A 24,789-nucleotide genomic window follows, 5' to 3' on the forward strand; every position below is an offset into this window, starting at 1 on the left:
GGACACGGGCATGGCTGAAGAAGTCGACGTGGTGGTCATCGGGCTGGGCCCGGGGGGAGAGGACGCCGCCGGGCGCCTGGCGCAGGCCGGGCTGTCGGTGGCCGGGGTGGAGTCCCGCCTGGTCGGCGGGGAGTGCCCGTACTACGCCTGCGTGCCGACCAAGATGATGGTGCGCGCGGCGGACCTGCTGGCCGACGGCCGGCGGGTGCCGGGGATGGCGGGCGAGGCGACGGTCCGGGCGGACTGGGCGCCGGTCGCCGGCCGGATCCGGGACGAGGCGACCGACGACTGGAACGACCAGGTCGCTGCGGACCGGCTGACCGGCAAGGGCGTCACCCTGGTCCGCGGCCGGGGCCGGATCACCGCGCCGCGCGAGGTCACCGTCGGCGACCGGGTGCTGCGCGCCCGCCGCGGCATCCTGGTCAACATCGGCACCGACCCGGTCGCGCCGCCGATCGACGGCCTGGCCGGCACCCCTTACTGGACGAACCGCGAGGCCGTGCGGGCGACGGAGGCGCCGGGGTCGCTGCTCGTCCTGGGCGGCGGCGTGGTCGGCGTGGAGATGGCGCAGGCGTTCTCCCGCTTCGGCAGCCGGGTCACGGTCGTGGAGGTCGCCGACCGGCTGCTGATCCAGGACGAGCCGGAGTCGTCGCAGCTGATCGCCCGGGTCTTCGAGAAGGAGGGCATCACCGTGCGGACCGGCGCGAAGGTCGCCGCCGTCCGGCACGAGAACGACGCGTTCACCCTGGACCTGGGCGGCGAGAGCGTCACCGCGGACCGGCTGCTGGTCGCGACCGGCCGCCGCAGCGACCTCGGCGGCCTCGGCGTCGCCGCGGTCGGGCTGGACGAGAGCGCCCGGACGATCCCGGTCGACGGCCGCATGCGCGCCGGCGACGGCCTGTGGGCGATCGGCGACGTGACCGGCAAGGGCCAGTTCACGCACATGTCGATGTACCAGGCGGCCATCGCCGTGCGGGACATCCTCGGGGAGGACGGGCAGGACGCCGAGTACCGCGCCGTGCCCAGGGTCACCTTCACCGACCCGGAGATCGGCGCGGTCGGGCTGACGGAGGCACAAGCCCGCGAGCAGGGGCTGTCGGTCCGCACCGGATACGTGCCGCTGAACGAGTCCGCGCGGGGCTGGATCCACAAGACGGGGAACGAGGGCTTCATCAAGCTGGTGGAGGACACCGGGCGCGGCGTCCTCGTGGGCGCCACCGCCGCGGGCCCGTCCGGCGGGGAGATCATCGGCGCGCTGGTCGTGGCCGTGCACGGGCAGGTCCCGACCGCCGCGCTGCGCGGGATGATCTACGCCTATCCCACGTTCCACCGCGCGATCGAGACCGCCATCGCCGACCTGGACGCGTGAACCCCGGGGTGAGCCCCGGGGGGTGAGCGCGCCCGCGTATCGGGCAGGATCGGAGGCATGAACCGGCTCAAGGACGCGACCAGCCCGTACCTGCTGCAGCACGCCGGCAACCCCGTCGACTGGCGCGAGTGGTCGGAGGAGGCGTTCGCCGAGGCGAGACGCCGGGAGGTGCCGATCCTGCTGTCGGTCGGGTACGCGGCCTGCCACTGGTGCCATGTCATGGCGCACGAGTCGTTCGAGGACGGGCCGACGGCCGAGCTGATGAACGCGATGTTCGTCAACGTGAAGGTCGACCGCGAGGAGCGTCCCGACGTCGACGCCGTGTACATGGAGGCGACCCAGGCCATGACGGGCCAGGGCGGCTGGCCGATGACGGTGTTCATGACGCCCGACGGGCACCCGTTCTACTGCGGCACCTACTTCCCCCGGCCGCAGTTCCAGGCGTTGCTGCAGGCCGTCCACAAGGCGTGGACGGAGCAGCGCGAGGACGTCGTGGGTCAGGGGCAGGAGGTCGTGGCGGCGCTCACCCAGCGCGGGCCCGTCGCGGGGCAGGGGGAGCCGCCGGGGGCCGAGAGCCTGGCGGCGGCGGTGAAGGTGCTGGCGCAGACGTACGACGCGGCGCGCGGCGGGTTCGGGGGAGCGCCCAAGTTCCCGCCGTCCATGGCACTGGAGTTCCTGCTGCGCCACCATGCGCGGACCCAGGACGACGACGCGCTCGCCATGGCCGGGCACACGCTGGAGGCGATGGCCCGCGGCGGCATGTACGACCAGCTCGGCGGTGGCTTCGCCCGCTACTCGGTGGACGACTCCTGGGTCGTTCCGCACTTCGAGAAGATGCTGTACGACAACGCCCTCCTGGCGCGGGTCTACGCGCACTGGTGGCGTCTCACGGGGAACCCGTTCGCGCGGCGCGTCGCCCTGGAGACGTGCGACTGGATGCTGCGCGACCTCCGGACGTCCGAGGGTGGCCTCGCGTCGGCCCTGGACGCCGACAGCGAGGGCGTCGAGGGCAAGTTCTACGTCTGGACCCCGGAGCAGCTGCGCGAGGTCCTCGGCGAGGAGGACGGCGCCTACGCGGCCGAGCTGTTCAACGTGACGGCGAACGGGACGTTCGAGCACGGCACCTCGGTCCTGCGGCTGCTGCGCGACCCCGGCGACGCCGACCGGTACGAGCGGGTGCGCGCCGCGCTGCTCGCCGCCCGCGAGCAGCGCATCCCCCCGTCCCGTGACGACAAGGTGGTGGCCGCCTGGAACGGGCTGGCCGTGGCGGCGCTCGCCGAGTGCGGGGCGCTGCTGGACCGGCCGGATCTGGTCGGCGCCGCGGTGGAGGTCGCCGGCCTGGTCGCGCGCCTGCACATGCGCGACGGGCGGTTGGTGCGGACCTCGCGGGACGGGGCCGCGGGGGCGAACGCGGGCGTCTTGGAGGACTACGCCGACGTCGCGGAGGGCTTCCTGGCCCTGCACGGCGTGACCGGTGACGCCGCGTACGTGCGGCTCGCGGGCGCCCTGCTGGACACTGTCCTGGACCGCTTCGGCGACGGCGACGGGGGCTTCTACGACACCGCCGACGACGCCGAGCGGCTCTTCCGCAGGCCGCAGGACCCCACCGACAACGCGACGCCGTCCGGCCAGTTCGCCGCGGCGGGGGCGCTGCTGTCGTACGGCGCGCTCACCGGCTCGGCCCGGCACCGGGAGGCCGCCGCGGCGGCGCTGGCCCCGGCGGGGCTGCTGGCGGGCAAGCACGCGCGCTTCGCGGGCTGGGGGCTGGCGGTGGCCGAGGCGAACGCGGCGGGGCCGCTGGAGATCGCGGTGATCGGCGACCCGGAGGACGAGCGGACCCGCGCCCTGCACCGGACCGCGCTCATGGCGGTCGCGCCCGGGACGGTGGTGAGCCTCGGCGCGCCCGCGCCCGGCGGCGGCCCGGCGACGGGCGAGGTGCCGCTCCTGGAGGGCCGGGGACTGGTGGACGGCTCCCCGGCGGCCTACGTCTGCCGCGGCTTCACCTGCCGTCTGCCCGTGACCGCGCCCGCGGACCTGCGGCGCGAGCTGCCGGCCTGACCGCCTCGACCGGCGCGGGTGGACCGGGGGATCCGGTTTATGGCACTGTGACCTTGATCTCGCCTGCGCTTGGTGTTACCACTGAGTAGCAGAGGCGGGGCTGACGCTGTGCGGCCATCCTTGCGGGGGTGGCGCACGGCGCCGCGGGTAACGGAAATCTGGATATCGGACGATCTCGACCGGGACCGTGCCACCGCGCCGCGCCGCGCCGCGGCCGGCTCCGCCTCGGGGACCGTAGGGGTCGGGCACGGACGCGAACCGTGACCGCGTGGCCGCCAGGCCGGGGTGTGAGGGAGTGTTGCCGTGCGCAAGCCGGACCGCCGGATTCTTCCGACGATCATCGGCGTTTCGGTGGTGACCACGCTGGCGGCGAACGGCGCCGTCCTGGTCGCGCACGAGCAGTCCGGCCCCGATCCGCGCACCCGCGCCGAGCACCAGAAGTTCGTGGCCGCCTCGGGCAGCTCCCGGCTGTCGCCGACGGTCGTGGCCCCGCTCGGCAAGCGGCTCGACCCGCACATCCTGGTCGCCGCGCCCACCGCGCTGCCCGCCGACGCCGCGTCCAAGGTGCGCGCGCTCAAGGGCGTGGCGGGCGTCGAGGTCGTCGACGCGGTGCAGGCCATGGTCTCGGGACGGCGGGTGGGCCTGCTGGGCGTCGACCCGTCCACCTTCCGCAACTACACGCCCAAGCCGACCGCCCAGTCCGACGCGCTGTGGCGCAACGTGGCGGCGGGCGACGCGGCGATCTCGTTCACCATGGGCAGCGACGGCGGCATCGACCTCGGCACCCAGGTGCCGGTCGGCGGGCAGAACCGGCAGGAGGCGCGGCTGCGCGTCGGCGCGTACGCCACGATGGGCATCAGCGACGTCGACGCGGTCGTCTCCAGGACGACCGCGCGGTCCCTGGGCGTGCCCACCGGCAACGCGATGCTCGTCAGCGTGCCCAAGGGCAAGACCGGCGACTACCTCAAGCGGCTCAAGAAGATGCTGCCCAAGCAGGCGAAGACGGTCGAGATCAACCCGAGCATCGACTACCCCAAGGCCGAGAAGGTGCCCACCTCGCGCGGCCAGGTGATGACGGCGCGGCAGGTGCAGACCGTGATCCGTGCCGCGTACACGCGCCTGGGCTGGCCGTACGTGTGGGGCGGCGAGTCGGAGGCCGAGGGCGGCTACGACTGCTCCGGCCTGATGCAGTACGCGTTCGCCAAGGCCGGGATCAGGCTGCCCAGGGTGGCCGCCGACCAGGCCCGCGCCGGCTGGGTGATCCCTTACAAGAAGGCGCAGCCCGGCGACATGCTCATCTGGGCGAACGACCCCACCGCGCCCGGCTACATCTCCCACATCGCCCTCTACCTCGGCGAAGGCAAGATGCTCGCCGCGCCGCGCCGGGGCACGGTGGTGCAGGTGCAGAACGTCTACACCCGCAACATGAAGGGCGCCGTGCGGGTCAACCCGCGGCACGCCGACCGCATCGCCGGCTGACCCGGCGCGGGTCGGCCGAGGGGGAGGCCCCCTCCCATGAGCCTGAGGTTCTGGTCGATCGCCTCCGGTCCGTCGAAGCCGAGTGCCAATGCCCGAAGCGGGTCGCCCTCGGCCGCCGGAGGGGTGTAATTTTGATTACATGACTTCGAGTGAAACGGGCGGCGAGATCCGGGGCTGGTTCGCGGGCCGGCTGCCGGAGGCCTGGTTCGAGGGTGCGCCGGAGGTCGTGCTCGACCGCGAAGAGGTCAGCGTGGTCGGGCGCCTGCCCGAGCCGCGCGCCGCGAGCGGCGTGAGCGACGGCGAGCGGGCCGGGGCCCTCTCCGGCCACATCCACCGCTTCCGCGAGGACACCCGCGACCAGCGCATCGCGATCGCCCGCGAGGCCGAGCACCGGTTCGGCCTCAAGGTCTCCTGGGGCGCCGAGTGCGGCGACCTGCGGGAGATGTTCACCACGCTGTCGGTGCCCGTCATGACCCGGCTGCGCCAGCCCGAGCGCCGGGTGCTCGACACCCTGGTCGAGGCGGGCGTGGCGCGCAGCCGCAGCGACGCGCTGGCCTGGTGCGTGCGGCTGGTCGGCAAGAACACCGACGAGTGGCTGTCGGAGCTGCGCACCGCCCTGGAGTACGTCGAGCGCGCCCGCGCCGCCGGCCCCACCGCCTGACCAGCGCCTCCCCGCCCCGCCGGCCGGCGTCCGCCCGCCGGACCGGCGGCCTGCCTGACCGGCCGCCTGACCCGTGCTTGACCGCCCGCCTCGGTCGTGGCCGGACCGTGCCGTCCGCCGCCGTGCCCGCCGGGGGACGGCGTCGACTAGCCTTCATTGGGCCGCCGGGCCCCTGCCGGACGTTCCAGCGAAGTTCGCCGGGTACGCGTGTAATGCCAATGCGGTGGGATAAACATCGCCGCCGGGCCATAATTGGGCATCTTTTCGGAGCAGGTGCGGTCGCGCGAAGGGAAGCCCGCATGGGGGTTCGGCGAGATGACAGGGGCGGACGGGGGGACGCGGTGCGGGGCGAGCCCGGGACCGGGACCGGCGGGGCCGGAGACGCGGCCAAGGAGAAGCTGAGCTCGGCGATCCGCCGCAGCGGCCCGTACGCCGCCATCCGCGACGCCGTCTACCGCATGTACGAGCGGCGGGTCGGCTCCTCGCTGCCCACCGACATCACCCCGCGGCACGTCGGGGTCATCCTGGACGGCAACCGCCGCTGGGCCCGCTCCATGAAGCTCGCCGACGTCAACACCGGCCACCGGCGCGGCGCCGACAAGATCCTCGAGCTGCTGCACTGGAGCACCGAGGCCGGCGTCGAGGTGGTCACGCTGTGGCTGCTGTCCACCGACAACCTCAGCCGGCCGGCCCGCGAGCTGGACCCGCTGCTGGAGATCATCGAGAACACCGTCCGCAAGCTCGCCGACGAGGGCTGGCACGTCAAGCCCGTCGGCGCCCTCGATCTGCTGCCCGACAAGACCGCCCGTGTCCTGAAAGATGCGGGTGAAGCCACATCCGACGCCCCCGGCCTGATTGTGAACGTCGCCGTTGGGTATGGAGGTAGGCGTGAGATCGCTGATGCGGTGCGCTCTCTGCTCATCGAGCAGGCGAGCAGAGGCACCAGCATCGAGGAACTCGCCGAGATCCTCGACGTCGAGCACATCGCGGAGCATCTCTACACGCGCGGTCAGCCGGACCCCGACCTGGTCATCCGGACCTCGGGGGAGCAGCGTCTCTCCGGCTTCATGCTCTGGCAGAGCGCCCACTCGGAGTTCTACTTCTGCGAGGTCCACTGGCCGGACTTCCGCAAGGTCGACTTCCTGCGGGCGCTGCGCTCCTATGCCGCGCGTCATCGGCGCTTCGGTACCTAAGGGCAGGCCCGCGCCTCCCGGGGGCCGCTCTGGTCCCCAGGGGCCGCCGGCGGCCACCGTCCCGGGCCGGGGTCTCCCCGGCCGCGCGGGGGCGGACTGTTGCGCCACCGGTAGTTCCCCTCTTCTCAGGGAGATCGAGTGGCCACAACCTCCGCGCGCCGTCCCGAAGTCTCCGGGATCCCCACCGGGACGACCTCCGTCCCGGACCGGCGCACGTACGTCCTCGACACCAGCGTCCTGCTCGCCGACCCCGGGGCGATGACCCGGTTCGCCGAGCACGAGGTCGTACTCCCCATCGTCGTCATCTCCGAGCTCGAGGCCAAGCGCCACCACCCGGAACTCGGCTACTTCGCCCGGCAGGCGCTGCGCACCCTGGACGACCTGCGGCTCGACCACGGTCGTCTGGACGAGGCGCTGCCACTGGGCGACCAGGGCGGCACCCTGCGGGTGGAGCTGAACCACTCCGACCCCAGCGTGCTGCCCGACGGCTTCCGGCTGGGCGACAACGACACCCGGATCCTCTCGGTGGCCGGCTGGCTGGCCAAGGAGGGCCGCGACGTCGTGCTGGTCTCCAAGGACCTGCCGATGCGGGTGAAGGCGTCGGCGGTGGGGCTGGCGGCCGAGGAGTACCGGGCCGAGCTGGCGGTCGTGGAGTCCGGCTGGACCGGGATGCGGGAGCTGGAGATCCCCGGCGGCCAGGTGGAGGAGCTGTACGAGAGCGGCACGGCCGATCTGGAGGAGGCGCGCGAGCTGCCCTGCCACACCGGGCTGCGGGTGCTGTCGGAGCGCGGGTCGGCGCTGGGCCGGGTGCAGGCCGACAAGTCGGTGCGGCTGGTGCGCGGCGACCGCGAGGTGTTCGGGCTGCGCGGCCGCTCGGCCGAGCAGCGGATCGCGCTCGACCTGCTGATGGACGAGGATGTCGGCATCGTCTCGCTGGGCGGCCGGGCCGGCACCGGCAAGTCCGCGCTGGCGCTGTGCGCGGGCCTGGAGGCCGTCCTGGAGCGGCGCAAGCACCGCAAGGTGGTGGTCTTCCGGCCGCTGTACGCGGTGGGCGGCCAGGAGCTGGGCTACCTGCCCGGCTCGGAGAACGAGAAGATGTCGCCGTGGGCGCAGGCCGTCTACGACACGCTCTCGGCGGTGACCACCCCGGAGGTCATCGAGGAGGTTTTGGACCGTGGCATGTTGGAGGTCCTGCCCCTCACCCACATCCGTGGGCGCTCGCTGCACGACGCGTTCGTGATCGTGGACGAGGCGCAGTCGCTGGAGCGCGGCGTGCTGCTGACCGTGCTGTCCCGGATCGGCGCCGGGTCGCGGGTCGTGCTCACCCATGACGTGGCGCAGCGCGACAACCTGCGGGTCGGCCGGCACGACGGGGTGGCGGCCGTGGTCGAGCGGCTCAAGGGGCATCCGCTGTTCGCGCACGTGACGCTGACGCGTTCGGAACGGTCCCCGATCGCCGCGCTGGTGACCGACATGCTCGGCGACGTGGGCGCGTAGTCGTCGAGGGGGCGCGGGGACGCATCCCCGCGCCCCCTCGGGGAGATCATCTTCCTCACGGTCGGTGATCGATAAACGACGTTGCGGCGATCTGTGATGAACGTCACATCAACCGGGGTAAAGGTAAAGAACCCCAGCTCTCATCGTCGTTTCGGGCGCTCGCCCGGGGAGTTGACAATCGGCCCATCGGCAGCATTCGTCTCGTTCTGGTTGCGGAGCATGCCTTGGGCTGGGGCATTGTGTCTCCTCGTAAGCACCCCCCGAACGGTGCGGCACGCCCTCGTCCCCCCTGATCCGGCGAGGCCGGCGCGGCAGTGTTCCGGTCCGGGGCCGCCGTGTCCCGGCGGTCCGGCGGGCCGGGGGTGGAAGCGCCTCGTGCGCGTGTCCATGCGCGTATGACCGTCGGAAGGACCGCCTTGCACGGAGACCGCCCCGGGTCCCCTAGGCGAGACGATCGACAGAGCTTTGCCCCCCACGACTCCCTGGGGCCCGCCTACGGCGTTCCGCACGAGCCCGCGCTCGGCGCCGCGCACGATGACGACGTGAAGGTCGCCGGTTCCCCCTACGCGACCCAGGCCCTGGCCATGGGCCCGGCGGGCCGTCCCGGGGCTCCGGGCGGTCCCGGCGACACCGCCGCCATGGGGGCCATCCCGGATCAGCCGCAGGCCGGCGTCGCGGTGGGCCTGGCCGAGCCGCCGCCCTACCCCGGCTCCGCCGACGAGCTCGGCGGTCCCGCCCCGGGCCCGCGCCCTCCGCGCGGCGGGCGCCGTTCCGGCGGCAAGGGCAAGGGGATGAAGATCGTGGCCATGGCCGCCGGTGCGGCCGTCGTGGTCGGCGGCGGCGCGGTCGCCGCGCTCGCCCTGACCGGAGGCGGCGGAGACGACGGCAAGGCGACGGTGTCGGCGTCCCCGCAGGCCGACGCGGCCAAGCCGCCGCCCGTCGACCCGTACGTCGAGCAGCAGCAGCGCCGCAAGCTCGCCTACGAGCGCGCCACCCGCGCCGCGCGGCAGAGCCCCGGCAAGAAGCCCGCGCTCATGCCCAAGGGCGAGCCGATCCCGACCAAGAAGCCCGAGACCGAGACCGGCGGCGTGCCGTCGCTCGGGAGCCCGGTGCCCAAGGGCGTGGCCCAGGCGTACGCCAAGTCGATCATGGACGACCCCGGCACCCAGTTCGGCTGCCTCCAGAAGCTCTGGGACAAGGAGAGCAACTGGAACTACCGGGCCGCCAACCCCAGCTCCGGCGCGTACGGCATCCCGCAGGCCCTTCCGGGCTCCAAGATGTCCAGCGCCGGCGCCGACTGGAAGACCAACTACAAGACGCAGATCCGCTGGGGTCTCGGCTACATCGACGACCGCTACGGCACGCCGTGCAAGGCGTGGTCGCACTCCCAGTCGGTCGGCTGGTACTAGAGACCTTCAGAGCCGTCTCAGGCCGCGCGGGAGGCCCCCGCGCGGCCTTTGCCGTTCCGGGGCGCCCGGATCAGCCGCGCGGCGCCGAGCGGGTCATGGAGAGGACGTCGAGGGCGGCGTCGAGCTGCTCCTCTGTCAGCCTGCCCTCGGCCACGTGGCCGCGCTCCAGGACGACCTCGCGGATCGTCCTGCGCTCCTTGAGGGCCTGCTTGGCCACCTGGGCGGCCTCCTCGTACCCGAGGTAGCGGTTCAGCGGCGTCACGATGGACGGCGAGGACTCGGCGTACTCGCGGAGGCGGTCCACGTCCGCCTCGATCCCCGCGACGCACCGGTCGGCCAGCAGCCGCGACGCGTTCGCCAGCAGGGTGATCGACTCCAGCACGTTGCGGGCCAGCATCGGCAGCATCACGTTCAGCTCGAAGCTGCCCGACGCGCCGCCGAACGCGATCGCCGCGTCGTTCCCGATCACCTGCGCGGCCACCTGCGCCACCATCTCCGGGATCACCGGGTTCACCTTGCCCGGCATGATCGACGAGCCGGGCTGCAGGTCGGGCAGCCGGATCTCGGCCAGCCCCGCCCGCGGGCCCGAGCCCATCCAGCGCAGATCGTTGGCGATCTTGTTGAGGCCGACCGCGATCGTGCGCAGCGCGCCGGACGCCTCCACCAGGCCGTCCCGGGCGCCCTGCGCCTCGAAGTGGTCGCGCGCCTCGGTCAGCGGCAGCCCGGTCGCGCGGCCGATCTCCGCGATGACCCGGACCGCGAACCCCTCGGGCGTGTTGATGCCGGTGCCGACCGCGGTGCCGCCCAGCGGCAGTTCGGCCAGTCGGGGCAGCACGGCCTCCAGTCGCTCCACCCCGTACCGGACCTGCGCCGCGTAGCCGCCGAACTCCTGGCCGAGGGTGACGGGCGTGGCGTCCATCAGGTGCGTGCGGCCCGCCTTGACCACCGTCGCGAACTCCGCCGCCTTCGCCGCCAGCGCCTCCTCCAGGTGCCGCAGCCCCGGGATCAGGTCGCTCACCACCGCGCCGGTCGCCGCGATGTGGATGGAGGACGGGAACACGTCGTTGGACGACTGCGAGGCGTTGACGTGGTCGTTGGGATGGACGGGACGCCCCAGGCGCTCCTCGGCGAGCGTGGCGACGACCTCGTTGGCGTTCATGTTCGAGGACGTCCCCGAGCCCGTCTGGAACACGTCGATGGGGAACTGGTCGTTCCAGCGGCCCTCCGCGACCTCCAGCGCCGCCTCGCGGACCGCCGCCGCGAGGTCCTCGTCGAGCACGCCCAGCTCGGCGTTCACGAGCGCCGCGGCGGCCTTCACGTGGCCGAGCGCGGCGATGTGCGCCGCCTCCAGTCCGCGGCCCGAGACCGGGAAGTTCTCCACCGCGCGCTGCGTCTGAGCACGCCACTTCGCCGAGGCCGGGACCCGCACCTCCCCCATGGAGTCGTGCTCGATCCGGTACTCGGGCTGCGACGGCGCACCCTCGGTCATGGAAAAGCCACCCTTCCTCCGCTCGGCACGGGGCTCGAACCACCCCCGCCTTCGTGGCAGCCTCCGGAACGGCGCTCGCATTCCCGCCGGGGTCACCCGCCGGATGTGGCCTTCTGCACGGTGTAGGAGCGGCGCTCGCCGGGCTTCCCGCCGGGCTTGCGCTCGCCGTTGACCCACACGTCGCAGGCCGCGGCGTCGTAGACGACGGCGTTGAGGTCGGGCTGGTCGTACTGGCGGGCGTCGCCCCGCTCCAGCGTCTCGTCGGAGATCACGTTGATCGTGGGGCCGGGCACCGAGACGAAGATCTTGCAGGGGCCGCTGCGGGCCCGCACCACCAGCGTGCTGGAGCCGGCGCCCGGCGGGGCCGCGACCGCGCCGTCGGCCGGGGAGCCCCCGGCCGGCGCGGTGGGGGAGGGGCCGGGGCTCTCCCGCATCATCCCGACGACCAGCGCGGTGGCGCCGATCCCGCACGACGCCACGGTCGCCCCGATCAGCGCGATGACCGCCACCACCCGCAGCCGCGGCGTGGGCGGGCGGCGGCCGGCGCGCGGCCCGGTCATCGCCCGCTCCAGCCGGTCCACCGCGCGGGCGTGGCTGAGCCGCCGCGTCGGGTTCTTCTCCAGCAGCCCGGTGACCACGGGGGCGAGCGCCCCCGCGTTCTGCGGGGTCGGCGCGGACTCGTTCGCCAGCGCGCTCAGCGTGGCCATGACGTTCTCGCGCTCGAACGGCGGACGGCCCTCCAGCGCGGCGTACAGGGTCGCGCCCAGCGACCACAGGTCGGACCGCGGCGTGGCCTTCTCCCCGGCCGCGACCTCAGGCGCCACGTACGCGGGCGACCCCATGAAATGGCCTGATCTGGTCAGGCTGACCGAGCCCGACGAGAAGGCCAGCCCGAAGTCGGTGAGCACCACGCGGTCGCCGTCCAGCAGCACGTTGCTGGGCTTGAGGTCGCGGTGCACGATCCCGGCCCTGTGCGCGGCCGCCAGCGCCTCCAGCAGCTGCCGGCCGATGTGCGCCACCCGCTCGGGCGGCAGCGGCCCGGACCGCTCGATCAGCTGGTCGAGGTTGGGCGCCTCGATCAGCTCCATCACGAGCCACGGCCGGCCCTGCTCGATCACCACGTCGTAGACCTCGACGATCGAGGGGGTGCGGAGCTGGGCCGGCGCGCGCGCCTCCCGGAGCGTGCGGCGGTAGAAGACGACCCGGTCGTCCTCGGAGAGGTCCTCGGGGAGCCGCAGCTCCTTGATCGCCACGGCGCGATCGAGGAGTTCGTCGTGGCCTCGCCAGACGGTGCCGTTGGCACCCTGACCTATTTCCGAGACCAGCCGGTAGCGCGTCGCGAGAACGAGGCGCTCTGACTGAGACATGGCGGAAAAGATACCGGAGTGACCAGGCGCTCATTGGGGAGACTACGGGACTTACTTGGATATTGCTCCAATGTCGGGCAGGAAGGCTTGACGGTTTCCACCGCCGCCCACTCGGCACCGGCCGGTGATCATCGCCTGCCGATCGAGAGGACGGGGCCCGTGGTGTCCGCGAAAAAGTCGTTCCCCTTGTCGTCCACCACGACGAACGCCGGGAAGTCCTCCACCTCGATCTTCCAGACCGCCTCCATGCCCAGCTCCGCGTACTCCAGGACGTCCACCTTCTTGATGCAGTCCTGCGCCAGCCGCGCCGCCGGCCCGCCGATCGAGCCCAGGTAGAACCCGCCGTGCGCGCCGCACGCGTCGGTGACCTGCTGCGAGCGGTTGCCCTTCGCCAGCATCACCAGCGACCCGCCCGCCGCCTGGAACTGCTCCACGTAGGAGTCCATCCGCCCCGCCGTCGTCGGGCCGAACGACCCCGAGGCGTACCCCTCGGGCGTCTTGGCCGGGCCCGCGTAGTACACCGCGTGGTCGCGCAGGTACTGAGGCATCGGCTCCCCCGCGTCCAGCCGCTCCTTGATCTTGGCGTGCGCGATGTCGCGCGCCACCACCAGCGGCCCGGTCAGCGACAGCCGGGTCTTCACCGGGTACCGGGTCAGCTCGGCGCGGATCTCGTCCATCGGGCGGTTCAGGTCGATCCGCACCACGTCGCCGTCCAGCTGCTCGTCGGTGGTGTCGGGCAGGTACGTCGCGGGATCGGTCTCCAGCCGCTCCAGGAACACGCCCTCCGCGGTGATCTTCGCCACCGCCTGCCGGTCCGCGCTGCACGACACCGCGATCGCCACCGGGCAGGACGCCCCGTGCCGCGGCAGCCGGATCACCCGCACGTCGTGGCAGAAGTACTTGCCGCCGAACTGCGCCCCGATGCCCAGCCGCTGCGTCAGCTCGAACACCTCCCGCTCCAGGTCCAGGTCGCGGAACCCGTGGCCCAGCGGCGACCCGTCCTTCGGCATCGTGTCCAGGTAGTGCGCCGAGGCGTACTTGGCGGTCTTCAGCGCGTACTCCGCCGACGTCCCGCCCACCACGATCGCCAGGTGGTACGGCGGGCACGCGGCCGTGCCCAGCGACCGGATCTTCTCCTCCAGGAACGCCGGCATCCGCTTGGGGTTCAGGACCGCCTTGGTCTCCTGGTAGAGGAACGACTTGTTCGCGCTGCCGCCGCCCTTGGCCATGAACAGGAACTTGTAGGCCTCGCCGGGCGCCGCGTACAACTCGACCTGCGCGGGCAGGTTGTTCCCGGTGTTCTTCTCGTCCCACATCGTCACCGGCGCCATCTGCGAGTAGCGCAGGTTGAGCCTGGTGTACGCGTCGTACACGCCGCGCGAGATGTGCTCCTCGTCCCGCCCGTCGGTGAGGACGTGCTGGCCCCGCTTGCCCATCACGATCGCGGTGCCGGTGTCCTGGCACATCGGCAGCACCCCGCCGGAGGCGATCCCGGCGTTCTTGAGCAGGTCCAGCGCCACGAACCGGTCGTTCGGCGAGGCCTCGGGGTCGTCCAGGATCTTCCGCAGCTGCGCCAGGTGCGCGGGACGCAGCAGATGCGCGATGTCGCGCATCGCCGTCTCGGTGAGCAGCCGCAGCGCCTCCGGTTCGACCTGGAGGAACGTCCGCCCACCCGCCTCGAAGGTGGACACGCCCTCGGAGGTGAGGAGCCGGTACTCGGTCTCGTCCGGGCCGATCGGCAACAGGTCCGTATAGGAGAACTCAGGCATCGGCTGAGTTTATTGCAAGCGCTAGCTGCGCTCCTCGCCTGGGGGCTCGTCGCTTGTAGCGCTTGCGGCGATCGCTGCATCGCTCCGACTCGCCCTGGGGGCTCGCTGCGCGATCAGATTCTCGCTTCGCTCGAATCTGGCTTCGCACGCGATCGCAACGGTTGCGCTTGTTGCGGGGCCGGGCTGGCGGGCCGGGGTGCGTTGGACAGCATGCCCAGCACCACCCCGGCGCCCACCAGCGCGGCGCCCGCCAGGTCGGCGGGGGCCGGGGCGCCCAGCCCGAGGACCACCGTCGTGATCACCGCGCTGATCGGGATCAGCCCGGCGAACAGCCCCGTCCGGTCGGTGCCCAGCCGGCCGAGCGCGTCGTACCAGAGGAAGAACGCCACCGTCGTCACGACCACCGCCAGATACGCGAACCCCGCCAGCTCCGCCCCGGTCGGCACGCGCAGCACCCCGAGGCCGTCGGCGGCCAGCCCGATCAGCAGCAGCATCGGGGCGGCCAGCGCCGCCGAGTACGCCGACACCCGGAGCGGCCCCAGCCTCGGCAGCAGCGGCACCGCCAGCAGCGAGAAGCACACCTCCCCGGCCAGCGCCCCCAGCGCCAGCAGCAGGCCGCGCAGCGTCCCGCTGCCCAGCCCGTTGGCCAGCGCGGCCCCGGCCGTCACCACGCACGCCGCCAACACCACCGGGGGCGCCGGACGGCGCCGCTCCAGCAGCGGCCCCACCAGCGCCAGCGCCACCGGCACCGTCGCGATCACCGTCCCGATCGTGGCCGGGCTCGTGTCCTCGGTCGCCGCGACGATGCACACGTTGAACGCCGCCAGCCCCGTCCCGGCCAGCGCCGCCAGCAGCAGCAGATCGCGCCGCGACGGCAGCCCGGGAAACCCCCGCTCGCTGATCACCACCGCCGCGTACAGCAGCACGGCGGCCACCGCGTAACGCACCGCCTGTCCGCCGAATATGGGATAACCGGAAATCGTCGCGGACACGGCGGTCAGCGTGCCGACCATGAGCATCGCGGAACCGGCGCCGGCCATGCCCCGGTAGGTGTGAGGGTTCATGACACGGAACGCTAAGAGCGACTTGGTCCCCGATACAGGACCAATCACCTCGACATAACCGGTACCACTTTCACGGGGCGTGACATCTGGTCGCCCCCGCGACGCTGAGATGGGTGTGACCGACCTTCATCTACCCCTCGACCGCTCCGCCGGGCGGCTGGCCGCACAGATCGCGGCCGGGTTCCGCGGTGCCATCCGCACCGGCCGGCTCACCGCCGGCACCCGGCTCCCCTCCAGCCGCGACCTGGCCCGCGACCTGGAGGTCTCCCGCGGCGTCGTCGTCACCGCCTACGAGCAGCTCATCGCGGAGGGCTTCCTGGTGGCCCGGCGCGGCGACGGCACCCGCGTCGCCCGCCTCGCCCGCCCCGAGACCCCGCCGCCCGCGCTCCCCGCGCCCGCCGCCACCCCCACCCCGCACGCCGACCCGCCGGGGAACCTCCCCTACGACCTGTGGCCCGGCACCCCCGACCTCGGCTCCTTCCCCCGCGAACGCTGGGTCGCCGCCGTCCGCGCCTCCCTCCGCGCCCTCCCCAACGACGAGCTCACCTACCCCGACCACGCCGGCGCCCCCGCCCTGCGCGCCGAACTCGCCGGCTACCTCGGACGCGTCCGCGCCGCCCACACCGACCCCGCCCGCGTCACCATCATGAGCGGCGTCGCCCACGGCATGTCCGCCGTCGTCCGCGCCCTCGTCGACAGCGGCCACCGCACCCTCGCCGTCGAAGACCCCACCAGCGTCCGCCAGATGCCGATGCTGGAGTCCACCGGCATCCGGCTCGTCCGCGTCCCCGTCGACCGGCACGGCATCGACGTCGAGGCCCTCGACCGCCTCGACGTCCGCGCCGTCCTCGTCACGCCCGCCCACCAGTACCCCACCGGCGTCGTCCTCTCCCCTGAACGCCGCGCCGACCTCATCGCCTGGGCCCGCGACGTCGACGGCCTGGTGATCGAGGACGACTACGACGCCGAGTTCCGCTACGACCGCGACCCCGTCGGCTGCCTCCAGGGCGTCGACCCCGACCGCGTCGTCCTCCTCGGCTCCGTCAGCAAGGCCCTCGCCCCCGGCCTCCGCCTCGGCTGGGCCGCCGCCCCGCCCGAACTCGCCGAACGCCTGCGCACCCACCGCGCCCACACCGACCTCGGCGCCCCCGTACTGGACCAGCACGCCTTCGCCCACTTCATGCGCACCGGCGGATACGACCGCCACCTGCGCCTCATGCGCCGCCAGTACCGCGCCCGCCGCGACGCCCTGGTCGAAGCCCTCCACCACCACGTCCCCGGCGTCACCGTCCGGGGCGTCTCAGCGGGCATCCACCTCTACGTCGAACTCCCCGCCGGATGCGACGAGGACGACGTCGTCGCCACCGCCGCCCGCCTGGGCGTCGCCGTCGCCGGAGCCAAACCCATGTGGTCCAGAGGCCGCGCCCCCCAAGCCCCGCCCGCCCTGGTCCTCGGCTACGCCCGCCTCAACGAGACCCGCTTGACCCAAGCCGCCGAACTCCTGGGCAAAGCGATTACCCAGCGTGCCCTTGGGTAGTTAGTCGGTCCCGGCGAAGGAGGGACGGATGAGCCTAGAAGAGGCCGCGAGGCAGCTGAAGATGGCGGTCCACGACGCGCAGGTCGCATTCGACTGTGTCGGACTCGGCGACCTGGAGCGCGCCCAGGAACACTCGCTCACCGCACGGACGGCGTCCGACGCAGCCCTGACCGCACTGTCCCGGGCCTTGGAGGACATGACGCCGGAGGAGGCCAGAACCGAAGGCGAACGAGCCGTAATGGCCCTGGAATACCCGTAGTCACCTGCGGGGCCGTGTTCACCTGGGGGCCACCCCCAGGTGAACACGGCCCCTCCACGGTCACGCGATCAGGCGGCGGCGCATTCCTCGCACGGCGATGATCCACATGAGGGACGCGAAGACCAGCAGGGCCGCCAGGTGGCCCAGGTCCTTGAGGGGCTCGAGGCCGAAGACGGCGTGCCTGATCAGCTCGACCGTGTGGTAGAGGGGGTTGGCCAGCGCCGCCTTCTGGGCCCACTCGGGGAGCGACCCGATCGGGAAGAACGTCCCGGCGATCAGGAACAGCGGGGTCACCACGCCGGTGATCACGTAGTCGAACGAGTTGATCGACGGCACCACCGCCGACGTCCACATTCCGAACAGGCCGAAGCCCAGGGCCGTGACGAACACGATGAAGGGGACGAGGAGCATCCCGAAGGACGGGTCGAGGCCGAAGAACATGGCCACGATGATCGGGGTGCAGGCGTACACGGCCGACTTGGCCGCGATCCACAGCGCCTCCCCGGTGACCAGCTCGTGAACGTCCACCGGCGCGGCCAGCATCGCGTCGTAGGTGTGCTGGAACACCCGCCGGATGTAGCCGTTGAACATGCCCGGGAAGACCGAGGTGAACAGCGCGGCGATGCCCACCACGCCCGTGGCCACGAAGTCGAGGTAGCGGTAGTCGCCGACCGCCGCCACCATCGAGCCGAAGCCGTACCCGAAGGCGAGCAGCATGAAGGTCGGCTCGACCATGGACGCGAACGACTGCGACCCCCAGTAGCGCTTGAACAGCGCCAGCTCGTGCCGCCAGATCCCGCGGACCGGCGCCATCTCGAACCGGCGCAGGGGCGTCTGTGTCTCCGCCGTCATTCGACCCGCTCCCCGGTGAGCACCACGAACACGTCCTCCAGGTTGGCGGCGCGTCGTACGCCGTCGGGGCCGAGCTCCTCGTCGAGGGACGGCGGGATGGTCTCGGCCTTCAGCACCGACACCGACGGGCCGGTACGGCGCGTCGTCAGACCCGCCGCGTGCGCCAGCCGCTCGACCTCCTCCAGCCGGACGGGCGGCCCGTAATGCTCCACCACGAGCTGCCCGGCATGCTCCTCGATCAGCTTGGACGGGCCGCCCCGCGCCACCACCCGGCCGTGCGACATCAGCGCGCAGTCGTCGGCGAGCCGCTCGGCCTCCTCGATGTAGTGCGTCGACATCAGCACCGTCGTGCCGGCCGTCCGCAGCCCGTCGATCAGCCCCCACAGCTCCGCCCGCACCTGCGGGTCCAGGCCCACCGTGGGCTCGTCCAGCAGGACCAGCGCGGGACGGTGCACCAGCCCGCGGGCGATCAGCAGCCTGCGCCGCATCCCGCCGGAAAGATCGTCGACCTTGGTCCGCTGCCGCGCCGTCAGATGGGCCAGCTCCAGCGCGTCGTCCACCGCCTGGCGCCGGCGCGCCCGCGGCACCCGGTACAGGTGCGCGAACACCTCCAGGTTCTCCCGGGCGGTCAGCTCCTCGTCCAGGTTGTCCTGCTGCGGTACGACGCCCATCGCCGCCCGCGCCCGCTTGGACTCCCGCGGCACCGAGAACCCCAGCACCTCGATGGACCCCTCGTCCGGCCGCGCCTGCGCCGTGAGCAGCTTCATCGTCGTGGACTTTCCGGCGCCGTTCGGGCCCAGCAGGCCCAGGCAGCTCCCGGCCGCCACCTCCAGGTCGAGGCCGTCCACGGCGGTGAAGTCACCGAACCGCTTGACCACCCCGCGCAGGCGGATGGCCGAACGGCCGCCGGTCCCCTCCCCGGTCGCGATTGCGTGACGCTGAACCGTCATGCTCGCCACACTATGCGTGAGGACGGACAAAGCCCCACAGGTTTTCGCGGGGTCGCCCCGCCGGACGCCCCGCTACCCTTGACCCGTGGACACGCCCATCCGCCGCCCCGCCGAGCAGGCGACGAACGTGCGCGACCTGCGCGCCTCCGACGCCGATCGCGAACGGGTGGTCAGCGTCCTCGGCGAGGCCCTCGCCGACGGGCGGCTCACCCTCGAAGAGCACTCCGAACGCACCACCCGCGCCTACCAGGCCCGCACCCTCGGCGAGCTCACCGGCCTCACCGGCGACCTCAGCCCCGAGGAGGCCCAGCCCATCCTCGTCGACGACCGTCCGGTTTCGGCCTTTTTCGGCCGGATGCGGCGGGAGGGCCGCTGGGTCGTCCCGGTCAAGCTCCCCCTGCTGGCCCTCTTCGGCACCGTCGAGCTCGACCTGCGCGAGGCCGTCCTGCAGCGCCGCCACATCGTCCTCGACTCGCTGATCGTCGGCGGCCGCGTCCGCATCGTCGTCCCCGAGGGCGTCCAGGTGAACGTCACCGGCCGCACCATCCTCAGCACCCGCGAGGTCCGCACCCGCCCCGCCCCCGAGGGCCCCACGATCGAGGTCGGCGGCACCTTCGTCTTCGGCTCGATCAAGGCCCGAGCCCCCAAGCAAAGACTCAGAACCCGCCTGCGCAAACGCCTCTCATGGCGTGAGGGGGAGTAAGCCCCTCTCCGGTGACGGCGGGGGGTGCAGGGGGGCGGAGCCCCCCTGCCGGGGGTGCAGGGGGCGGAGCCCCTTGCCGGGGCGGGTGTGCCCTGAAGCGAGCCCCCAGGCGAGCGGAAGGGTGCGCCCGCCCCGCCTGGGGGTCTGGGGGGTGGCCCCCCGGGCTATACAGCGCTGTCGAAGTTGATCGTGCTGTAGGCCCTCAGCTTGTTCAGCTGGTGTTCGCTGGCGACGGTGCGGATGGTGCCGCTGCGGGAGCGCATGACCAGGGAGTGGGTGGTGGCGGAGCCCTTGCGGTAGCGGACGCCGTCGACGAGTTCGCCGTCGGTGATGCCGGTGGCGGCGAAGAAGACGTCCTCGGAGGTGACGAGGTCGTCGGTGGTGAGGACGCGGCCGAGGTCGTGGCCGGCGTCGATGGCCTTCTGCTTCTCGGCGTCGTCCTGGGGCCAGAGGCGGCCCTGGATGACGCCGCCGAGTGCCTTGATCGCGCAGGCGGCGATGATGCCCTCGGGGGTGCCGCCGATGCCGAGGAGCAGGTCGGTGCCGGTGCCCTCGCGGGCGGCCATGATGGCGCCGGCGACGTCGCCGTCGGTGATCAGCTTGACCCGGGCGCCGGCCTCCCGGACCTCCTTGACCATGGCCTCGTGCCGGGGACGGTCGAGGATGACGACCGTCACGTCCTGCGGTGAGGAGCCCTTGGCGCGGGCGACGGCGCGGATGTTGTCGCCGATGGGGCGTTCGATGTCGACGGCGTCGGCGGCCTCGGGGCCGGTGACGAGCTTCTCCATGTAGAAGACCGCGGACGGGTCGTACATGGAGCCGCGGGGCGCGACCGCGAGGACGGCGATGGCGTTGTTCATGCCGAGCGCGGTGAGGCGGGTGCCGTCGATCGGGTCGACGGCCACGTCGCATTCGGCGCCGCTGCCGTCGCCGACCTCCTCGCCGTTGAACAGCATCGGGGCGTTGTCCTTCTCGCCCTCGCCGATGACCACCACGCCGCGCATGGACACGGTGTTGATCAGCTGGCGCATGGCGTTCACGGCGGCTCCGTCGGCGCCGATCTTGTCGCCGCGGCCGACCCAGCGGGCGGCGGCCATCGCCGCGGCCTCGGTGACCCGGACCAGTTCCAGCGCGAGGTTGCGGTCCGGGGCCGCGGGCTCGGTGGCGAGCGGCGAGGGGATGGTGTCGTCGGACATGCGAGGCAGCCCTTTCGGTCAGTTGGTGACACGGATTCTCCGGGTCGCCCGTGCCGTGCCACAAATTGGACCAGACCAGCGATCGGCGGTCGGGTCGCGGGGTCCGCGGGGCCCGATTTCGGCCTCAGCGAGTGCAAGGGATCGTTTCCCCACGGTGAGAGGGCGTAATCTCAGCTTCCATGAGCAGCGACATCGACCTCTCGGCCGGCGGGGTGACCGCGGATGGGAACTCCTCCGGGAGCGGATCGTCCGCCCGGACCTCCGACCGCGGGGCGGCGACGCGCAGCGCGCTGCTGGCCGCGGCCAGCGACGTGTTCAGCGAGTCGGGGTTCGCGCAGGCGGCGGTGACCGACATCGTCGCGAAGGCGGGGGCCAGCGTCGGCAGCCTTTACCACCATTTCAACGGCAAGGCCGACCTGTACCTGACGCTGTTCGAAGAGTTCCAGGTCCGGCAGCAGGAGCGCACCCGGGACGCGATCAACGCGGTGCGGGAGGCCGGTGAGAAGGACCCGATGCGGCTGTTCATCGCCGGGGCGGGCGCGTATCTCGACGGCTGCCTGACCGAGCGGCATGTGGCGCGGCTGTTCATTTCGGGGGACGGGCCGCCCGGTTTCGACCGGGTGATGCGGCAGCGGCTCAACAAGTGGGCGCGCCGCAACGCGGCCCTGTTCCACACCGCCGACGGCGGCGTGGACGAGGCGCTGGTGATCGTGCTGACGGGCGCGATGGCGGGCGCGGTGTCGGAGGTGTCGGGCAGCGACGACGAGGACGCCTCGCGGCGGCTGGCCGGCGACATCATGGCGATCGTGGGGACGATCAGGAACCCCGGTACGGAGCAGGGCTGACCGTACGGGATGCTTGAAGGGTGACCGACAAGACCACTTCCTCGACCTCCACCGCCGCCGAGTCCCCGGCTCCCGCCGCGGGCGGACGGGGGTCGGTTCAGGTCAGCCCCGGGGTCTACAAGCGGCTGACGACCGGGCTGGGCGGTTTCACGCTGGCGATGGCGGCCTGCCTGGTGCTGGTGGGGGCGATCTACCTGGTCACGCCGCGCAGCGACGAGGAGCTGCTCCCGACGGCCGACTACAGCTCGCAGCTGTGGGCGATGCGGAGCGACGCCCCGTACACGGTGCACGCCCCGGAGGGGCTTCCGGCGGGGTGGCGGCCGACCAGTTCGCGGGTGCACGGCCTGAACACCGACGACCCGGTGGCGTGGCATCTGGGGTTCGTGACGCCGTCCGACGAGTACGCGGCGCTGGAGCAGAGCAACGAGAAGGCGTCGGCGTACGTCCCGCGGATGACCAGCATCAAGAAGACGATCGGCACGATGCAGGTCGGCGGGGTGTCCTGGGCGCAGCATCACCGCAAGGACAAGAACGCCCGGTCGCTGGTGCGGACGCTCCCGGACGGGGTGACGCTGGTGGTGACGGGCACGGCGTCGTTCCAGGAGCTGGCCGTGCTGGCGGGCGCGCTGAAGGCGCAGCCGAAGCAGGGGGCGTCGCTGGCGCCCTCGCCGCGCCCTTCCTGAGCGGGGTCAGAACGGGGCGGCGGAGCCGTCGTCGCCGTTCTCCGGGCGGGCCATGGCGGCGGCCAGGCGGGCGCGGGCGCCCTCCAGCCACTCCTCGCAGATCGCGGCGAGCTTCTCGCCGCGCTCCCACAGGCCGAGCGACTCCTCCAGGGTCAGCCCGCCGGTCTCCAGGCGCTTGACGACCTCGGTGAGCTGGTCGCGGGCCTGCTCGTACGACATCCGTTCCCCGGCCGTCCCGGGCTTCGCTTCGGTCACGCGTCAACCCTACGGCCCGGACGGCCCGGAACCGGTGTCCCCGGGTGCGGTGTCGCCGGGCGCGGCGTCGTCCACGGTCACCGCGAGGCGCCCGTCGGCGAGCCGGACCAGGAGCCGGTCGCCCTTGCCGACGCCCGCGGCGTCCCGGACGACGGACTCGTCCTCCCGCTGGACGATGGCGTAGCCGCGCCTGAGCGTGGAGGCGGGGGAGAGGGCCAGCAGCCGGGCGCGGGTGTGCGACAGCTCGTCCGCGGCCCGGTCCAGGGCGCCGGACAGGCAGCGGCGGGCCCGGTCGCGCAGCGCCAGGACCTGCTCGGACTGCCGTTCGATCTCCCGGATCGGGTCGGCCAGCGCGGGCCGCGACCGGACCGCCTGGAGCCAGGCGGTCTCCCGGTCGATCCCGCCGGCCAGGCAGCGCCGTCCGCGGTCGCGCAGCTGCCGGACGAGCTGGAGCTGCTCGCGCACGTCCGGGACGGTCTTCTTGGCGGCGTCGGTGGGGGTGGAGGCGCGGACGTCGGCGACCAGGTCGAGGATGGGGGAGTCCTGCTCGTGCCCGATGGCGCTGACGACGGGGGTGCGGGCCGCCGCGACCGCCCGGACCAGGGCCTCGTCGGAGAACGGCAGCAGGTCCTCCATCGATCCGCCGCCGCGGGCGATGACGATCACTTCGATGTCGGGGTCGGCGTCCAGGCGGCGCAGCGCGTCCATGACCTCGCCGACCGCGTACGAGCCCTGCACGGCGGTGTTCTCGACCCGGAAGTCGACGGCGGGCCAGCGGCGGCGGGCGTTCTGCAGCACGTCGTGCTCGGCGTCGGAGTCGCGGCCGGTGATCAGCCCGATCTTGCCGGGGAGGAACGGCAGCGGCCGCTTGCGCTCGGGCCGGAACAGGCCCTCGGAGGCCAGCACCTGTTTGAGCCGCTCCAGCCGGGCCAGCAGTTCGCCGACGCCGACCGGGCGGACCTCCAGGGCGCTGAGGGAGAAGGTGCCGCGGTTGATCCAGAAGTCGGGTTTGGCGTGGACGACGACGCGGGCGCCGTCGGTCACGGCGGGCCCGGCGGCCTCGAAGACCGCGCGGGGGCCGACGACCCGGACCGACATGTTGGCGACGGGGTCGCGGAGGGTGAGGTAGCAGGTGCCGCCGCGGGCGTTGAGGTCGGTGATCTGCCCCTCGACCCAGATGCGGCCCAGCTTGCCGATCCAGCCGCCCACCGCCTGCAGGACGGTGCGGACCGGAACGGGGGACTCCGCGGACGTCTCCATGGCCATGGCACGTCAGCCTATGCCCCGGACGGCCGCCGGGGTTCGCTCAGTTCAGCCCGTTGAGCTTGGCGATGCGGTTCTCGTACATGCGCAGGACGTCGGGGCGGGCGGCGTGCTTGCGCTCGTACTCGCGCAGCAGCTTCACCTGCTCGGACGACAGGCCGCGGAGCCGGGCGCGCAGCTGCGGGAGGGTGGCCGCGTCGTAGTTCGGCACGGGCAGGTCGGCCGCCACCTTCTCGGCCTCGGCGGGCGCGGCGGGCTTGCTCTCCGGCCTGGGCTCGAACGCGGGCTTGGGCTTGGGCTCGGGCCTCGCCGCGGGCTCGGGAGCCGGCTCGGGCTTGGGCTCAGCCTTCGCGGCGGGCTTGGGCTTGCCGATCGAGATCTCCCCGTCGCCCCCGGTCCCGGGCTTCGCCGGCGCCTCGGCCACGCGGGCGGGCCGCGCGCGCCGCGGCTCCGGCTCGGGCTCGGGCTCGGCGCCGTCCGCGCCGCGGACCCGCTCCACCACGCCGCCCACGACCTTCTCCGCGGTGTGCTGGACGTCCTCGCGCAGCCGGCCGATCACCGGGCGCACCCCGCCGCCCTCGGTGATCTCCTTGTAGTCCTTGGTCAGCCGGTCGCTGAGCAGCAGGGCCCGGCCGACGCCGAACATGGCCAGCCGGACGGCGTGCAGCGGGAGGTCGCGGACCTGCTCGCCCACCGTGTCCTGCACCTGCTGCTTGAGGCGGCGCGGCGATCTCGTCATCGTCTCCATCTCCCTGCTGTCCCCATCACCGGACCGGGTCGATACTGGACCGTCTGTCAAGCATCACTTTGCCGCATCGTCCCGATAGGGGTCACCCCGGGTTAATGGAATATTGGTCAACAGTGTCGTGCGCTGGGTCACATCCCGGCAGG

General features: G+C 72.8%; 22 protein-coding genes. 12 read left to right on the forward strand and 10 right to left on the reverse strand.

The window, feature by feature from the left end; translation table 11 throughout:
• Nucleotides 1-10 precede the first annotated feature (10 nt).
• The 7 genes from ACFPZN_RS40810 to ACFPZN_RS40840 all read left to right on the forward strand — a co-directional run bounded on the left by ACFPZN_RS40810 (nt 11) and on the right by ACFPZN_RS40840 (nt 9,666).
• Complete coding sequence (locus ACFPZN_RS40810; RefSeq protein ID WP_378287946.1) at nt 11-1,369, forward strand: dihydrolipoyl dehydrogenase family protein; 1,359 nt, start codon at nt 11-13, stop codon at nt 1,367-1,369.
• A gap of 57 nt (nt 1,370-1,426) precedes the next feature.
• Nucleotides 1,427-3,427 carry a thioredoxin domain-containing protein gene (locus ACFPZN_RS40815; protein WP_378287947.1) on the forward strand — a complete coding sequence of 667 codons (2,001 nt, stop codon included), beginning with the start codon at nt 1,427-1,429 and terminating at the stop codon, nt 3,425-3,427.
• A gap of 303 nt (nt 3,428-3,730) precedes the next feature.
• Entirely contained in the window at nt 3,731-4,906 is a 1,176-nt protein-coding gene (locus tag ACFPZN_RS40820) for a C40 family peptidase (protein ID WP_378287948.1), read from the forward strand.
• A 139-nt stretch (nt 4,907-5,045) separates the two neighbouring features.
• The gene (locus ACFPZN_RS40825; protein WP_378287949.1) at nt 5,046-5,567 is read left to right on the forward strand and encodes a hypothetical protein; all 522 of its coding nucleotides are present in this window, start codon (nt 5,046-5,048) and stop codon (nt 5,565-5,567) included.
• A 458-nt stretch (nt 5,568-6,025) separates the two neighbouring features.
• Entirely contained in the window at nt 6,026-6,760 is a 735-nt protein-coding gene (locus ACFPZN_RS40830) for an isoprenyl transferase (protein ID WP_378287973.1), read from the forward strand.
• Between the two features lie 177 nt (nt 6,761-6,937).
• On the forward strand, nt 6,938-8,257 hold the full coding sequence (locus tag ACFPZN_RS40835) for a PhoH family protein (protein WP_378287974.1): 1,320 nt from the start codon (nt 6,938-6,940) through the stop codon (nt 8,255-8,257).
• A gap of 542 nt (nt 8,258-8,799) precedes the next feature.
• A complete protein-coding gene (locus tag ACFPZN_RS40840; RefSeq protein WP_378287950.1) occupies nt 8,800-9,666 on the forward strand; it encodes an aggregation-promoting factor C-terminal-like domain-containing protein in 867 nt (288 codons plus the stop codon).
• A gap of 70 nt (nt 9,667-9,736) precedes the next feature.
• Here the strand turns inward: ACFPZN_RS40840 and ACFPZN_RS40845 are convergent, their stop codons facing one another.
• The 4 genes from ACFPZN_RS40845 to ACFPZN_RS40860 all read right to left on the reverse strand — a co-directional run bounded on the left by ACFPZN_RS40845 (nt 9,737) and on the right by ACFPZN_RS40860 (nt 15,355).
• On the reverse strand, nt 9,737-11,155 hold the full coding sequence (locus ACFPZN_RS40845; protein WP_378287951.1) for a class II fumarate hydratase: 1,419 nt from the start codon (nt 11,153-11,155) through the stop codon (nt 9,737-9,739).
• A 92-nt stretch (nt 11,156-11,247) separates the two neighbouring features.
• Nucleotides 11,248-12,522: a serine/threonine-protein kinase gene (locus ACFPZN_RS40850; protein WP_378287952.1), complete on the reverse strand. Its 1,275-nt coding sequence runs from the start codon at nt 12,520-12,522 to the stop codon at nt 11,248-11,250.
• A 128-nt stretch (nt 12,523-12,650) separates the two neighbouring features.
• Nucleotides 12,651-14,291, reverse strand: coding sequence for a fumarate hydratase (locus ACFPZN_RS40855; protein ID WP_378287953.1), 1,641 nt, complete (start codon nt 14,289-14,291; stop codon nt 12,651-12,653).
• 113 nt (nt 14,292-14,404) lie between these two features.
• Entirely contained in the window at nt 14,405-15,355 is a 951-nt protein-coding gene (locus ACFPZN_RS40860; protein WP_378287954.1) for a DMT family transporter, read from the reverse strand.
• A gap of 109 nt (nt 15,356-15,464) precedes the next feature.
• Between ACFPZN_RS40860 and pdxR the strand changes: the two genes are divergently transcribed.
• Nucleotides 15,465-16,892 (forward strand): MocR-like pyridoxine biosynthesis transcription factor PdxR, encoded by a 1,428-nt coding sequence (gene pdxR / locus ACFPZN_RS40865; RefSeq protein WP_378287955.1) that lies wholly within the window; start codon nt 15,465-15,467, stop codon nt 16,890-16,892.
• 28 nt (nt 16,893-16,920) lie between these two features.
• Complete coding sequence (locus tag ACFPZN_RS40870; RefSeq protein ID WP_378287956.1) at nt 16,921-17,151, forward strand: hypothetical protein; 231 nt, start codon at nt 16,921-16,923, stop codon at nt 17,149-17,151.
• A gap of 60 nt (nt 17,152-17,211) precedes the next feature.
• On the opposite strand, the gene ACFPZN_RS40875 is transcribed toward ACFPZN_RS40870, so the two are convergent.
• Both ACFPZN_RS40875 and ACFPZN_RS40880 read right to left on the reverse strand, forming a co-directional pair.
• Nucleotides 17,212-18,003, reverse strand: coding sequence for an ABC transporter permease (locus tag ACFPZN_RS40875; protein ID WP_378287957.1), 792 nt, complete (start codon nt 18,001-18,003; stop codon nt 17,212-17,214).
• A complete protein-coding gene (locus ACFPZN_RS40880; RefSeq protein WP_378287958.1) occupies nt 18,000-18,953 on the reverse strand; it encodes an ABC transporter ATP-binding protein in 954 nt (317 codons plus the stop codon). The genes ACFPZN_RS40875 and ACFPZN_RS40880 overlap by 4 nt, the downstream gene beginning before the upstream one ends.
• An 85-nt stretch (nt 18,954-19,038) precedes the next feature.
• Between ACFPZN_RS40880 and ACFPZN_RS40885 the strand changes: the two genes are divergently transcribed.
• Nucleotides 19,039-19,656: a DUF1707 SHOCT-like domain-containing protein gene (locus ACFPZN_RS40885; RefSeq protein ID WP_378287959.1), complete on the forward strand. Its 618-nt coding sequence runs from the start codon at nt 19,039-19,041 to the stop codon at nt 19,654-19,656.
• A 164-nt stretch (nt 19,657-19,820) separates the two neighbouring features.
• Here the strand turns inward: ACFPZN_RS40885 and glpX are convergent, their stop codons facing one another.
• A complete protein-coding gene (glpX, locus tag ACFPZN_RS40890; protein WP_378287960.1) occupies nt 19,821-20,852 on the reverse strand; it encodes a class II fructose-bisphosphatase in 1,032 nt (343 codons plus the stop codon).
• 179 nt (nt 20,853-21,031) lie between these two features.
• On the opposite strand from glpX, the gene ACFPZN_RS40895 reads away from it, so the two are divergent.
• Together ACFPZN_RS40895 and ACFPZN_RS40900 are read left to right on the forward strand one after the other, a co-directional pair.
• Nucleotides 21,032-21,697, forward strand: a complete 666-nt coding sequence (locus ACFPZN_RS40895) for a TetR/AcrR family transcriptional regulator (protein ID WP_378287961.1) — start codon at nt 21,032-21,034, stop codon at nt 21,695-21,697.
• 20 nt (nt 21,698-21,717) lie between these two features.
• On the forward strand, nt 21,718-22,380 hold the full coding sequence (locus tag ACFPZN_RS40900) for a DUF4245 domain-containing protein (RefSeq protein WP_378287962.1): 663 nt from the start codon (nt 21,718-21,720) through the stop codon (nt 22,378-22,380).
• 6 nt (nt 22,381-22,386) lie between these two features.
• Here the strand turns inward: ACFPZN_RS40900 and ACFPZN_RS40905 are convergent, their stop codons facing one another.
• The 3 genes from ACFPZN_RS40905 to ACFPZN_RS40915 are packed head-to-tail and all read right to left on the reverse strand — an operon-like array spanning nt 22,387 to nt 24,637.
• The gene (locus tag ACFPZN_RS40905; RefSeq protein ID WP_378287975.1) at nt 22,387-22,599 is read right to left on the reverse strand and encodes an exodeoxyribonuclease VII small subunit; all 213 of its coding nucleotides are present in this window, start codon (nt 22,597-22,599) and stop codon (nt 22,387-22,389) included.
• 45 nt (nt 22,600-22,644) lie between these two features.
• Complete coding sequence (xseA, locus tag ACFPZN_RS40910) at nt 22,645-23,901, reverse strand: exodeoxyribonuclease VII large subunit (RefSeq protein ID WP_378287963.1); 1,257 nt, start codon at nt 23,899-23,901, stop codon at nt 22,645-22,647.
• Between the two features lie 40 nt (nt 23,902-23,941).
• Complete coding sequence (locus tag ACFPZN_RS40915) at nt 23,942-24,637, reverse strand: DUF8129 domain-containing protein (RefSeq protein WP_378287964.1); 696 nt, start codon at nt 24,635-24,637, stop codon at nt 23,942-23,944.
• Nucleotides 24,638-24,789 lie beyond the last annotated feature (152 nt).

This window comes from Actinomadura rugatobispora, from assembly GCF_042656285.1.
GTDB classification, from domain to species: domain Bacteria; phylum Actinomycetota; class Actinomycetes; order Streptosporangiales; family Streptosporangiaceae; genus Spirillospora; species Spirillospora rugatobispora.

What these genes read in the sequence shown, in the direction of transcription:
- ACFPZN_RS40810 (WP_378287946.1), top strand. Translation starts at nt 11, where the DNA reads ATGGCTGAAGAAGTCGACGTGGTGGTCATCGGGCTGGGCCCGGGGGGA.
- ACFPZN_RS40815 (WP_378287947.1), top strand. Translation starts at nt 1,427, where the DNA reads ATGAACCGGCTCAAGGACGCGACCAGCCCGTACCTGCTGCAGCACGCC.
- ACFPZN_RS40825 (WP_378287949.1), top strand. Translation starts at nt 5,046, where the DNA reads ATGACTTCGAGTGAAACGGGCGGCGAGATCCGGGGCTGGTTCGCGGGC.
- ACFPZN_RS40830 (WP_378287973.1), top strand. Translation starts at nt 6,026, where the DNA reads ATGTACGAGCGGCGGGTCGGCTCCTCGCTGCCCACCGACATCACCCCG.
- ACFPZN_RS40845 (WP_378287951.1), bottom strand. Translation starts at nt 11,155, where the DNA reads ATGACCGAGGGTGCGCCGTCGCAGCCCGAGTACCGGATCGAGCACGAC.
- ACFPZN_RS40850 (WP_378287952.1), bottom strand. Translation starts at nt 12,522, where the DNA reads ATGTCTCAGTCAGAGCGCCTCGTTCTCGCGACGCGCTACCGGCTGGTC.
- ACFPZN_RS40855 (WP_378287953.1), bottom strand. Translation starts at nt 14,291, where the DNA reads ATGCCTGAGTTCTCCTATACGGACCTGTTGCCGATCGGCCCGGACGAG.
- ACFPZN_RS40860 (WP_378287954.1), bottom strand. Translation starts at nt 15,355, where the DNA reads ATGAACCCTCACACCTACCGGGGCATGGCCGGCGCCGGTTCCGCGATG.
- pdxR (WP_378287955.1), top strand. Translation starts at nt 15,465, where the DNA reads ATGGGTGTGACCGACCTTCATCTACCCCTCGACCGCTCCGCCGGGCGG.
- ACFPZN_RS40870 (WP_378287956.1), top strand. Translation starts at nt 16,921, where the DNA reads ATGAGCCTAGAAGAGGCCGCGAGGCAGCTGAAGATGGCGGTCCACGAC.
- ACFPZN_RS40875 (WP_378287957.1), bottom strand. Translation starts at nt 18,003, where the DNA reads ATGACGGCGGAGACACAGACGCCCCTGCGCCGGTTCGAGATGGCGCCG.
- ACFPZN_RS40880 (WP_378287958.1), bottom strand. Translation starts at nt 18,953, where the DNA reads ATGACGGTTCAGCGTCACGCAATCGCGACCGGGGAGGGGACCGGCGGC.
- glpX (WP_378287960.1), bottom strand. Translation starts at nt 20,852, where the DNA reads ATGTCCGACGACACCATCCCCTCGCCGCTCGCCACCGAGCCCGCGGCC.
- ACFPZN_RS40895 (WP_378287961.1), top strand. Translation starts at nt 21,032, where the DNA reads ATGAGCAGCGACATCGACCTCTCGGCCGGCGGGGTGACCGCGGATGGG.
- ACFPZN_RS40905 (WP_378287975.1), bottom strand. Translation starts at nt 22,599, where the DNA reads ATGTCGTACGAGCAGGCCCGCGACCAGCTCACCGAGGTCGTCAAGCGC.
- xseA (WP_378287963.1), bottom strand. Translation starts at nt 23,901, where the DNA reads ATGGCCATGGAGACGTCCGCGGAGTCCCCCGTTCCGGTCCGCACCGTC.
- ACFPZN_RS40915 (WP_378287964.1), bottom strand. Translation starts at nt 24,637, where the DNA reads ATGACGAGATCGCCGCGCCGCCTCAAGCAGCAGGTGCAGGACACGGTG.